Annotated in this window: 8 protein-coding genes; 3 read left to right on the top strand and 5 right to left on the bottom strand. The window is 64.3% G+C overall.

The window, feature by feature from the left end; translation table 11 throughout:
• Positions 1-332 precede the first annotated feature (332 nt).
• The gene (locus KF688_16245; protein ID MBX3427230.1) at positions 333-1,922 is read right to left on the bottom strand and encodes an undecaprenyl/decaprenyl-phosphate alpha-N-acetylglucosaminyl 1-phosphate transferase; all 1,590 of its coding nucleotides are present in this window, start codon (positions 1,920-1,922) and stop codon (positions 333-335) included.
• Between the two features lie 615 nt (positions 1,923-2,537).
• Between KF688_16245 and KF688_16250 the strand changes: the two genes are divergently transcribed.
• Positions 2,538-3,443 (top strand): hypothetical protein, encoded by a 906-nt coding sequence (locus KF688_16250; protein MBX3427231.1) that lies wholly within the window; start codon positions 2,538-2,540, stop codon positions 3,441-3,443.
• Between the two features lie 93 nt (positions 3,444-3,536).
• A complete protein-coding gene (locus KF688_16255; GenBank protein MBX3427232.1) occupies positions 3,537-4,004 on the top strand; it encodes a hypothetical protein in 468 nt (155 codons plus the stop codon).
• Positions 4,005-4,159: 155 nt separating this feature from the next.
• Here KF688_16255 and KF688_16260 read toward each other — a convergent pair whose 3' ends face one another.
• From KF688_16260 to KF688_16270, 3 genes are all read right to left on the bottom strand, one after another.
• Positions 4,160-5,551, bottom strand: coding sequence for a BNR-4 repeat-containing protein (locus KF688_16260; GenBank protein MBX3427233.1), 1,392 nt, complete (start codon positions 5,549-5,551; stop codon positions 4,160-4,162).
• A 241-nt stretch (positions 5,552-5,792) separates the two neighbouring features.
• Positions 5,793-6,380, bottom strand: a complete 588-nt coding sequence (locus tag KF688_16265) for a hypothetical protein (GenBank protein ID MBX3427234.1) — start codon at positions 6,378-6,380, stop codon at positions 5,793-5,795.
• On the bottom strand, positions 6,377-7,570 hold the full coding sequence (locus KF688_16270; GenBank protein ID MBX3427235.1) for a hypothetical protein: 1,194 nt from the start codon (positions 7,568-7,570) through the stop codon (positions 6,377-6,379). The genes KF688_16265 and KF688_16270 overlap by 4 nt, the downstream gene beginning before the upstream one ends.
• A 1,364-nt stretch (positions 7,571-8,934) precedes the next feature.
• On the opposite strand from KF688_16270, the gene KF688_16275 reads away from it, so the two are divergent.
• The gene (locus tag KF688_16275) at positions 8,935-10,830 is read left to right on the top strand and encodes a TonB-dependent receptor (GenBank protein ID MBX3427236.1); all 1,896 of its coding nucleotides are present in this window, start codon (positions 8,935-8,937) and stop codon (positions 10,828-10,830) included.
• A gap of 231 nt (positions 10,831-11,061) precedes the next feature.
• On the opposite strand, the gene KF688_16280 is transcribed toward KF688_16275, so the two are convergent.
• Positions 11,062-11,199, bottom strand: a complete 138-nt coding sequence (locus KF688_16280; GenBank protein MBX3427237.1) for a hypothetical protein — start codon at positions 11,197-11,199, stop codon at positions 11,062-11,064.

An 11,199-nucleotide genomic window follows, 5' to 3' on the forward strand; every position in this document is an offset into this window, starting at 1 on the left:
TGGGTACGTTTAGCGTTTGCAGAGCAGTGTGAGAAGCTGCGAGGTCGTCAGCAGTCGCGGAGGTCGGCCGGCGGAACGGAATGTGAGCGTCGAACCTCGATCAACCTCTTACTATGACTGCCCCCTGCGCGTTCGTCGAGCCGACGGCGCGGGGGCGAGGTCGCTCGGCGAGTTCGCACGCAGCTAGGGTCCCTAGAAGCGCCCCCCTGCAGGATGCTGGAGGATTCGCTGTACGACGCCCTAGGGGCGGCTATGGGCAGCACAGTGCGATATCGCAATCGCGTCAGAAGGGGATGCGTGCGAGATTGCAGCGCGACCCGCGCCGGGAGCGATCAGGCGCCGACGGCGGCAGGGTCTTTGGCGGGGAGCGTCGCAGGGCCCGATGCGCCGGCGGCCGCGACGGACGCCGGCGATCCGGATTCGGCGACCGAAGACATGAAGGAGGCGACAGACTCCCCGGTCGGCGCCAGTTCTCGCACGATCCGATCGATCTCGTCGCTGAGCGGCTCCAAGAACAGGGCAAGCAGTTCCGGATCGAAGTGCTCGCCGGTCGGCGTCGGCGCGCCGAGAATCGTGAGTTTGCCGATCGGCTCGGCGCCATGCCGCAGCGGAAGAACCATCCGCCATGGTTCGTCGGCGGCCGCGGAGTAGTCGTCGCGAACCCGCCAGTTTCCGTAGAACGATTCGTGGAGCCGCGGGATGTTGATGTTCAGCCGCAGGCCGCAGAGGCCATGCTTGGGGGCCGTCTCGCGGAGCGCGGTCCACAGATCGTTCCAGGCCCGGCGACCTTGGATGTTGATCTCGTGGTTCGTGTCGGCGGCGACCACGGCGTTGCGGCGGACGCGCCGCCAGAGCCCGGCCCACCCGGACCGGGCGTGAGAGGCGACCAACTGGGCCTCGGCATGTCCGAAGACCCGCAACGTCGCCAGCCCGACCACGACCAAGGCCACGGCGACCAATCCCGGCCAGTCGTGCCCCGTCGCGTAGCTGGCCGCGGCGCCGGCGCAGGTGACGGCGGTCAGCCCCGCGGCCGCCAGCGCGGTTTGCCGGACCGACAGGCCCCGCAGCAGCAGGGCGTGGTGCAAGTGCCCGCGATCGGGGGCGAAGACGCTCTGCCCCGTCGTGATCCGGCGCACCAACGCGGCGGCCGCATCGAGGATCGGGATCGCACAACCGGCGATCGGCACGATCAGCGCCGCGGCGGCCTGCGTCTTGATCGAGGCGTCGACTGCAACGAACGCCACCACGAGCCCGATCAGCATGCTGCCGGTGTCGCCGAGGTAGATCTTGGCCGGGGCCCAGTTGTAGGGCAAGAAACCCAGCAAGGCCCCCGTCAACGCGAAGCCGACCACGGCCGCTCCCGGGGCGTGCTGGGCGGCGGCGATTCCGGCGACGGTCGCCAAGACGACGCAACCGACCGCGCCCGCGAGGCCGTCGGAACCGTCGATCAGATTGAAGGCATTGATCGCCCCGAGGATGAAGAAGACCGAGAACGGCAGCGCGAGGCTCCCCAGGTCGAAGTCGGCCCCTCCCAGAGAGAAGCTATGGAACTGCGCCCCCCCCGCCGCGAGCAGCGTGGCCGCCAACATTTGGCCGATCAATTTGTAGATGCCCGTGAGCCCGACGAAGTCGTCGATCATCCCCACCAGGATCAACACCGCCGCGGCGGGAAGGAGCCCGCGGGTGAGCGTCGGGCTAAAGCTCGCGCTGCCTTGGCCGATGGCCCACAGCGCGACCGCGCCGGCGGCCAGAGCGATCGCCAACCCGCCCCCCAAGGGGACGGCGCGGGTTTGGTGCTTGCGACAACCGTCCGGCTGGTCGAGGGCGTTCAACCGCGTCGCGACGCGAATAACGACCGGCGTGGCGACCAGCGCAAGGGCGCCGGCGGCGAGCAGGATCGTGAAGTAAGTGGCAAAATCCATAGCCCGGGGAATGCCGGAAACCGTTCGAGGCGAGGGCGACAATCACCGAGCGGAACCTTGGGTCGAAGCCGAGCACGGGGCTCGGCGCCCAGATTCTGCACGCGATCGTGCGCGGGGAGGCGGGGGGTGTCCTGGGTTCGCAACGTCCGCAGTCGCGGCAGAACCGGGGAGAGGCGGGACCGCCGGCAAGGGACGGGCCTCAAGCAGGCTCGTTGCCACTATTGAACTCGAAATCCAGGCCCCGTCAAGCAATTCGCCTTGAACACCCCCAAATCTGCGGGGAGCGTGCCGTTTCGCCCACCGCTCACCGTCCGATCGCTCAACTCCCCCGGTTACTGGGACGCAAGAACGGGGGATTCTCCCCACCTCCCTCAGGGTGGAAATCCTTGAGGCGTCACAGAGTCCACGTAATATTTCAGAAAAATAATTGACCCGGGCGGTGTGAGCGCTTAGGCTCGCATCGGAGTCCGGAAAGTAGGCATTCTGCGCGTAGCGCTGGGTGGACGGTCTTGATCCCCAAGGGGGGCGTCTGCAGCGGCTTTCCTCGGCAGAATTTCGAGCGTTTGTCTTTCCCTGCTACTGTCATAGTTCTCGCAACGATTGAGGGGTCCGCTAATGATCCGTACCAAATTCGTGCCTGCTGCGCTCCGTGCGTGCGCGGCGTTCGCCCTGGTCGCCTTGGCGACTCGCGGCAGTGCACAGACGATCGTCGACGTCGGCGGCTTCGAAGCGGCCTCCGGTTACAGCACAGCGTTCAACCCGATGTTGCCCGGCACTTACGTCGGCCAACTCGAAGGTCAAGTGCCGTTCGCGTCCTATCCGAACGGCACGTGGCAGGTCCCGGTCGGCGGGACCGGCACGAGCACGGCCACGGTGGTCGGCGGGGTCAACTCGCCTCTCGGCCCGGCCGGCACGCAGGCCATCGAGCTTGTGAAGGGCAACGCCGACGCGCGATGGGGCGTTCACAACAGCACGTTCCCCAGCCCGGGCCGCACCCAGATTTGCATCGATTGGGACATGATGGTCCTCGGCCCGGCCGGAACCCCGGGCACGGACTTCGGTCCGTTTTTCGGCGTCGAGAGCTACTACGATCAAGGGGGGCTCCCCTATCCCGTGCACGGCTGGTTGGGGGTCGACGGGACCACCGGCGCCGTGCTGATCGGCGAGGCGGGGACCGGAAACTTCAAGTCGCCCGACGGACTCACGGCCGTCGCTTTCGGCGACTGGAACAGCTTCCGCATCGTCCTGGACTTCCCGACCAACTCGTACGTGTCGTTCCTGAACGGCGTTCAACTCGGCCCGGCCGAGGGCTTTGTCGACGGCGTGATTCCGTTTTTCACGGACGCCCCGCTGGCGGTCCTCGCGGAAGGCACGCCGTGGGCCAACCTGACGGGAACGGCCTACGTCGACAATTTTTCGATCCACGAAGGACTGTTTTGCATCATTCCGGAACCGGGGACGATCGTGCTGGCCGTGTTGGGCCTGACCGGGATCGCCGCCGGGCGACGTCGCTGGGCATAACCCCCGCGACCTGCTACAATGACGCTTGCGAACCGGGAGCGGGTTTCCCCCCGCTCCCGGGCCTCGCATCTTACATCTTCGCAGAGGACACCGATGGTTCACACCACGAAACTCTTGCTCGCCGCGACTTGCATCGCGACCTGCCTGCCGCTCTCGTCCGCGGTCGGTCAGACGCGGGGCCAAGGCCAGCTTTGGCAGTCGATGGTCCCCGGGCGCGCCAAAATCGCCGGCAAGTCGACCGCCCCAGCGCGACGGCTGCTCGCCAATCCGTTTCAGTTGTCGACGATGAGTCAGCTCAGCGCTAACCCGTTTGGGCTCCCGACGCTCGGCGAGCGAAGCATCGGCGGGTTGAGCCTCGACACGGCCGACGCGCCGGTCGCGGCCCCCATCGTCGACTCGGCCGCGCCGATTGTCGCAGCCGAAGCGCCAGTCACAATGAGCACGACGGTCGCCCCGACGACGGGCCCGACGATCGCCCCTGCGTCGGTGATCATCGCCCCCCCGCCGTACCGTCCCCCGCCGCGGAGCCCCTACCGCCCCGCCCCGCGCCCGCCGTTTTAGGCGTTCCCGGAGTCAATGGAATCAAAACACCCAAGGGCCGACGCGAACGCGTCGGCCCTTGGTCGTTTCGGAGTTTTCAACCGCCGGCGAACACGACCAACGGGCTGGCGGCGCATCCGCTCGCAGGCTGGCGCCCGTCGGCGCAGGACGAGCGATCATTCCAGCGTCGCCGCGACGACCTTGGTCGTCCACTCGCGATTGTTGCTGAAGTAACGCCCGCGCATCCAGACGAGCACCGTCCGCCCGTCGCTTCCTTTGGGAACGATCGGTCGCAAGTTGTCGACGGTCGAGTTCGCTGTGAGCGGGGTCCATGACCATGTGGCGCCCCCGTCTGAAGTGACGCCGCGATACAACTCGTAGTGGCGCCGGCCGTCGGCGCGACTTTTCAGCGGGACGCCGGTCGCCGGGTCGGCGCTCGTCGAAACGTACATCACGTTCGGGTCGCGGGGATCGAGAGCCGCAAGCCCCGTGTAGTCGTCCTCTCCCGGGTAAAGCCGGTGACCGGCGTACGCCGCTTCGTACTGCCGCCACTCCCGGCCGTCGAATCGGGCGTAGTGATAGCGATGATCGAAGCCCCCTTGCTTCCGCGGCAGGCCGCGGCCGTCGCGCTGCACGGAGAACGCCGTGTAGGGTCGGCCGTCGGCGTCAAGTTCGACGTCGCACATCCAGGCCACGCGATCAGGATCGCCTGGGAAGATCTTCGTGAAGTCCCACGCGTTGATCGCGACTTCGCGCGACTGGCTGAGCGGGCCGACTTCCGCGCCGTCGGAACGATGAAGCTTGCCGCCGCGCAAAAAGCCGTGGTACAGAGAATTGTCGAAGTTTCGCGGGTGGTCCTCGGTGACGACGAAATGCAGCGTTCCCGCCCCGTCGTAGGCATACTTGAGGTACGGGCTGTAGCCGTCGCGACCGTGCAGCACTCGCCCGCCGTAGCGCCAGGTCGAACCGTCGTCGTCGGAGACGAGGTAGTTGGGGTCGTGATCGACGCCGCGATGAAAATCGTACGTGCGGCCGTCCGGCAACCGGAACAAATTCGAGTAGGTGACGCTGTCGCCGCCGAACCGCACCGTCTCGCCCGGCGTTTCGAAGTCGACGACAGGTCCCCAGGCGAGCGGATTGCCCGGTTCGGAGACGCGGGTGCGAATCGTCCGGTCGGCGCCGTGCCGCGTGTAGACGGCTAAGTAGCGTCCGTCAGGTCGGACCAGCAAGGCCGGACCGTCGTGATCGTCAGGCTCCAGATTCGGGTGGAGGACGACGTGTTCGACTTCGCCCGAGGCGAGGTCGAGCACGTCGAGTTGAATGTCGCCTCCGTGCGGGTCTCGCTCCCCGCGTCCGCCGTCCTTGCGCAATTCGCCCAGTGCCCGGACCGATCCGACGAGAAGTTTCCCCCGATCGACGATCGCCCGCTCGTCCATGAACCAGGACCACGCGCCATTGTCGTTGAGGACGCGGAACGCATGCGCCGCATAGTTGTCGGGAAGTTCCGCGGAGTGCGCCGTCGCGACGACGGCGCAGCACAAGACGAAGGAGGCGACGCGAACGAGCATGGCAGTGCGGCGAAGGAAAAGCGTCGTCGCTCCGCCGGGACCCGCGGTTCCGATCAATCGGCTTCGACGCGACGCCGCCAGTGTAGGCCAGATCGCCCGGCCTAGTCCAGCGAAGCGATCGATCGCCGGGAGCCGTCGGCCTGCGTCCGTTCTCAGTCGTCGAGCGGAGCGCCTCGTGACTGACCGGTTGGGTCGAACGTGTCATCCGGCGGCGGTTGGTTGGAATCGCTCCAGGCAGACCTCAGGGGCGGACCTCGACGACCGGTCGTCGATCGATTCGACACAACCGCTGGAACTTCGCGAAAGCCTCGTCGAAAGTCGCCTCAGGTGCGCGTTCGAGGATGATCTCGACGTCGACGTAGTTCGCGCCGTAGCGACGGCAATAGGCGCGGACGGCCGTCTCGCTCGCAGGGACGCCTCGGCGGCTGAGATGGCGGGCGATCTTCGTCCAATCGCGATCAAGCACGAACGAGCGGCGTCGCCAGAAGATCCCCAGCGGCGCCGACCACGCCGGCCGCAGATGCGACGCAACAAGTACCGTGGCGCCGCGGCGGAGCAGCGCGACGACGATGGCCAAGTCGCTCGGCCGGCGAAGTTCCTCGACGATCGCCAAACCGCCGAGGTTCGCCGCGGGGAGCGGTCGATTCGGATCAATCACCGTCGGGGTCCGGCTGCAGAATTCTCTGTGCCGCTCGCAAAGGAAGGCGAGCGCGGTCGACTTGCCGGAGCCGCTGACGCCGAAAAATTCGACGAGCCGGACGTCGCGAAAATCGGCGTCGGCCAGCCGACAATGGTCGTCGAACGCTCGGCGGATTGGAACTCGATTCATTGAAAATCGTCGGGAAGCGGAGCGTCGATCGGCATGGGAAGCGAAGGTTCCGGGGGAGTCGAAACGGGCTCGACTGCGGCTGAACGGGGAGCGTGGAAGTCGGCCACCGCCAGCCCCGACACGTCGCCGACCAGTTCCTGATCGACGTACTCGTCGTGGAGGAGTTGGATCTCCCAGTAGACGTCGACGCCGTGGTCGTTCGTCACCGACAACGGCGGATAGAGCGAATCGAACAGCGGCGCGAACGACACCGTGTCCGGAAAGAACGACTCGACCGGGACGCCGGCAGGGATCTCGGCCGTCTGCTTTTCATACAAGACGAGCCCTCGCACCGGCTCCTTGAACGAGACGGTGCGTCGGCTCGAGCCGCTGCCGCGGACGTACTGCCCCCGCTCCATGTTGCAGGCGACGATCCGCAGGACGACGTTCCGGAGCGGGACGCGCGCCACGCCGTGAAACAACTCGCCGACGACCGCCTCGGTGTCGCGCCCTAGCCGCGCCACGGGACGTGAATCAGCTTGGAACGTCATGTAGGTCCGCAGTTGCCGCCGCAACGCGAACCAGACGACCAGAGCGGCGCCTCCGGTGACGGCCCCGGAACTCAGCAAGGGAGACTGCGCGTCGCCGTCGCTGTCCCGATGGCTGTAGAGATAGGTCTGTCCCTCGGGCGCAAACTGATCGTGAACGCCCAGCGCCGTGTTGACGGCGCCGACGATCGCCCCGACGAGCCCCAGGACGAGCGCCGCCGCCTTGTTTCGCGCCGGAATCGCGAGCCAATTCGCCCAAAAGCGGTAGCGGTCCGGGGGCTCGACGACATGTTTGGCGCACAGGGTCGCGCCGGGCCGGGCCGGCGGCTCGACTTCAATCTGGGCCTTGATCTTCGTGTCGAACAGGACGCCGTCGTCGATCCGCAACTCGGCCTTGAGGACGACGTCGACGTGTCGGCCGTCGTAGGAGTACGGCATGGAGCGACTCCTTGGAATCGCAATCACCTGCCGCTCGCCGGAGATGCGGAAGGCGTGCGTAAACGCCTCCCGCTTGCCATGGACCGGCCGGCTGTCGTTGACGACGGCCTCGGCGGTGATCGCCAACCGAGCAGTGCACCCGACGACTCCCGGATCGAGGCCCTCGACGATCGCCAGTACGGCCTCGGGGTCCGAGACCACGTCGAACGCGAGCTTGGCTTTCATGTTGCGCCTCCGGCAGTCGGTTGCTCGTCGAATCACTCCGTCTGCGATTGCCGAGATTGGCGTCTCCTTAAAATTGTCACGGTTTACCAGCGACTTGGAGATCGGCTGCCAACTCTCAGAGACCGGCTGCGAACTCAATTGTAGCAATTCCTTACGCATTTGCTTTTGGGCAGGTTGCAACAGGATGATCACGGGCGTTGGAACTCATTCTTCGGCGAGAAACGCGGCCGTTGATTACGCTTGGAACTTCCTGTGCTCGGCAGACCCACTGGAGCCTCGCGGCGGCCTGCAAGTCGACCGTGAGGCATACGCTGCTCAGTTCAGCGGGGTTTGTCGACGCTCGAGCAAAACGTCGACCTTGAGAAGTTCAAGCGGGGGAGCCGAAGGACCTTCTCATCGAATCGGGAGGTAGGCAGCCAGTTCTCGTCGTCACGACAGGTAGCAGGCATAACCGAGCGTCTCATCGAGGACGAATGCTGCAGAACGGGGCCAATTCATCCTCTCTGGATTGGAGTCCGGGAGTCAAAGCGACGCATTCTGAGCCTCCGCCGTTCATTCCGTTCAATTGCACGCAGGTTTCCTGCATAGCCGCAGACGCCCGGCGACCAATGGCTGCCATTGCTAGCAAATCGTCAGGGTGCAGGAAAGCCGAGACGAGCGAACTTCAATGATGACATACAGGTTTGTATGGGTTGCTTTGACTGGAGCGGCCATAACGATTATGTCGATTGCAGCGATAACGCCCATCTGTTGGCGTGAGGTGTTCGCATTTCAACTCGTCTCCGACGGACGCCGTGCAAACAGGCTGAGGAGTCGTCGTGGTTTCCAATTTGGCCCACCTATTCGAGGCAGTGCTTCAATCTGGCGAAGCTCCAATTGTCACGGCTAGACTGCGTGCCCTGGCGATTGCTACGGCCTTCATTGGCGTGTCGCTTTTGACTCAAAGCACTTTCGCTGGAAGCCACCGACCGATCAGCGGATTGAGCGACTACGTCTGGATTGAAGATGAACTCGCTGCCCGAGCGCAGTTTCAACAACCGCTCGCCCCTCGCGTCGAATCGTCGTTCGCGGCCGCGGGATCGCCTGCATCGCAAGCCGCCAGCCAGCGATTTTGGACTTCCTTCGGCTCGACGACGCCTCGTCCTCTGGGCTTAGCCGACAATGTGCCGTTTGCTTCGGGAATCACCGGAAGAAGCGAGTCGGCGATCCGCGCCGCTTCCGATGCGGGGGATCTTCTCGGGACGTCTCCGGTTATGCTTGATCTGGGCGTACAGCGTCGCAATCCCATCGTCAACGACCCTCGCATCCATGGGAGCCAAGTCGGTTCGTTGGCAGCGTCCGGGTCCTACTGGGTTCCCGCGCGCATGGATCTCGACACGGCCGTCAGCAAGCTTGACGCTCGATTGGTCGAGCAGGCGATCGTGGTCGCCGGACCCTATTCGGCGCTGTACGGACCAGGCCGGCAATTCATCGACCTTCAGTTGATCGCCACGCCTCGTTTCGAGGGAGGGTTCGCGCTCGGAGGAGCTTCGACCGTGGATTATCGTACGAACGGAGCCCAGGTCAGCGGTCGCCAAGCGTTGTGGGGAGGTGACGATGTATGGGGCTTTCGAGCCGGCTACGGACACCGCACCGGCTCGGACTACTCAAGCGGCGACGGCTCGCTCATCCCGAGCAGTTACAAGTCGCGCGACATCGATCTGGGCTTGGGAGCGCAACTGACTCCAAACTCTTCGCTGGAAGGTATGGCGCTGCGTCTCGATCAAACGGACGTTGAACTGGCCGGTCAGGCGTTCGACATCGATTGGCTTAAGACTGATGGATATGAGATTCGCTTCATACAAGAATCGCCGGTCTGGGCCGATCGCGTCGACGTCGACGGATGGTACAACCAGACGAGTTTCGCCGGCAGTGCGCAGCGTGCGGGCAAGCGCGCCCAGTTTCCAATTCTCGATCGAATAGCCTTCACGGGCAATACGTGGGTCGACAGTCTGTCGACAGGCATCCGAGCGATTGCCAACTGGGAAACCTCCGTCGGGGAAGTGCGAGCCGGCGCCGACTGCCGATACGTGAAGCAACAACTGACGGAGATCACTTCAGGAACCGACGTGTTCCAGTGGATCGATCAGAATTCGCCGATCCCGAAATCCGATTGGGTGAATCCAGGGCTGTTCCTGGAGACGGCCGTCCCGCTCGCCGATGCCGTGCAAGTCAAGGCCGGCGGCCGGATTGACTATTCCCGGACCAACGTTCTCGCCTCAGCGACGGATCTCTACGGACTGGGGGTCAATTCCGCGCTTTCCCCGCTGTCCGCTCAGGACATCTGGGGTAACGGGGACTTGACCCAAAACGACCTGCTCGGTCTCGGCTACGCAGGCCTCGACGTCGAGTTGACCGAAGAATGGATCGCCGGGAGCAGCGTGGGCTATTCCGAGCGTGCACCCAACTTGACGGAGCGCTACGCGGTAGAAACGTTCATGTTCATCCTGCAAAACGGATTGAACACGGTGACCGGCGATCCTAGCCTCGACAAAGAGCGGGCCATCCAGACCGATCTGCGAATCGCCAAGGTCGGCGAACAATGGCGAGGGTCTGCGACCGCCTTCTACAGTTGGGTGCGCGACTACGTGACCTACGAAACGCTCAGTGCGAACTACTTCAACGACGTCGTCGAGCAGGTGAATTACAAGTTTGTCAACACCGACCTTGCCACGCTATGGGGGTGTCACGCTCAATTCGAGTACGATTGGAACGACCATCTCGTTCCTTTCGCAACCGTCAAGTACGTGCAAGGCGTTGATCGCACACGCAACGGATCCTTTGACACAGTACCCTCTCAGCCTGGGACGGCGAGCACCATCAATCCGCACGCCGATCGCGGAACTTACGTCAATCAACGTGTCATTGGCGGGGAGCGTGAATCGTTGCCGAACATACTCCCCCTGGAGTCCCGCATCGGGTTCCGTCTGGAGGATCAACGCGCCGAGACGCCTTGGGGGATCGAACTCTATGCGCGAGTCGTCGATCGACAGAATCGTGTGGCTGCAAGTCTCCTCGAATCGACGACCCCAGGATTCACAGTCTGGGACCTTCGCACATATTGCCGACCCCGCGACAATTTGCAGCTTATCGCCGGAGTCGAGAACTTTACCGACAAGCAGTATCGCGAGCACCTCGACTATCGCTCCGACAATCCGGCAGCTCTCTCGACTTTCCGGCCCGGCATCAGCTTCTACTTCGGCGCCGACCTGAGCTACTGATGCGGGACGTGCGGGAGGTCGAGTCTAGGGTTTGTCGCAATACTTAAAGATGAGTCGCCTGTGCTTGCCCAGCGGCTGTTGAACGGCCATCGCTCGCATTTGACTCGCGGCTGACGTCGAGGCAGATCCTGACCGACGAGGATCTGCGGGCGGCGACGCCGCCGAATCTCACCTGCTTGCGTCAAGTCGAAGCAGCGGTCCCCGAAGGGGGATCTGCCGCTTGAGGCGTCCTTAAGAACCGCCGAGCAAGCGCAACTCGGCAAAAGGAGGTTGTTGTGCGAATGTTCCCAGCCGCGCAAGCTCGCTGGCCGTGAACTCGTCAAACTGAATTGCACAGTTTCCCGAGCAGCGATCGGCATCGAGGTTCAC

This window comes from Pirellulales bacterium, from assembly GCA_019636345.1.
In the GTDB taxonomy this organism is placed as follows: domain Bacteria; phylum Planctomycetota; class Planctomycetia; order Pirellulales; family Lacipirellulaceae.

What these genes read in the sequence shown, in the direction of transcription:
- KF688_16245 (MBX3427230.1), bottom strand. Translation starts at nt 1,922, where the DNA reads ATGGATTTTGCCACTTACTTCACGATCCTGCTCGCCGCCGGCGCCCTT.
- KF688_16250 (MBX3427231.1), top strand. Translation starts at nt 2,538, where the DNA reads ATGATCCGTACCAAATTCGTGCCTGCTGCGCTCCGTGCGTGCGCGGCG.
- KF688_16255 (MBX3427232.1), top strand. Translation starts at nt 3,537, where the DNA reads ATGGTTCACACCACGAAACTCTTGCTCGCCGCGACTTGCATCGCGACC.
- KF688_16260 (MBX3427233.1), bottom strand. Translation starts at nt 5,551, where the DNA reads ATGCTCGTTCGCGTCGCCTCCTTCGTCTTGTGCTGCGCCGTCGTCGCG.
- KF688_16265 (MBX3427234.1), bottom strand. Translation starts at nt 6,380, where the DNA reads ATGAATCGAGTTCCAATCCGCCGAGCGTTCGACGACCATTGTCGGCTG.
- KF688_16270 (MBX3427235.1), bottom strand. Translation starts at nt 7,570, where the DNA reads ATGAAAGCCAAGCTCGCGTTCGACGTGGTCTCGGACCCCGAGGCCGTA.
- KF688_16275 (MBX3427236.1), top strand. Translation starts at nt 8,935, where the DNA reads ATGGATCTCGACACGGCCGTCAGCAAGCTTGACGCTCGATTGGTCGAG.